1 pseudogene is annotated in these 553 nt (G+C 60.4%); it reads right to left on the reverse strand.

Annotation, left to right across the window (positions count from 1 at the left end):
* Positions 1–553, reverse strand: a pseudogene (locus DAI20_RS20080) (VirB4 family type IV secretion/conjugal transfer ATPase); the annotation flags it as partial.

Raw genomic sequence — 553 nt, forward strand, 5'->3', positions numbered from 1 at the left:
GTTCTGCTTACGGATGGTCTTCTGCTTGTTCTTCGCGAACTCCTTCAGGCCACCCTCGCCGTCCAGGATCTTCCAGAACTCGTCCATCACGTAGATCAGCGGACGGCCGTCGATCAGCGACTCCAGGCGGTGCAGCAGGTAATTGATGACCGGCACGCGCACTTCAGGGTTGTCGATGATGTCGGTGTAATCGAACCCGATGATGTTGGCCTTGCTGAGATCAACGGTATCGACCGGGTTGTCGAACACCCAGCCCAGCGAATTGCCCGAGGTCCAGCGGCGCATGCGCGCGTAGAGACCGTCATCGCCCATGTTGGGCAGGCTCTTCTGGAAGTTGGTCATGTTGCGCAGGTGCATCGGCGTATCGAGCATGCTCTCCACTGCGCGGTAGATGTCCTCTTCCTCACGGGCACTGTACTCGCGCTTGCCGGCCAGCACCTTGATCAGGTCGGCCAGGAACTGCACGTTCGACTCGTTGTTCTCGCACTGGAACGGGTTGAAGCCAGTCGGCGCACCGTTCTCCAGGGCCAGGTAGTTGCCGCCGCAGGCACGC

This window comes from Planctomonas deserti (genome assembly GCF_003067705.1).
Lineage (GTDB): Bacteria > Actinomycetota > Actinomycetes > Actinomycetales > Microbacteriaceae > Planctomonas > Planctomonas deserti.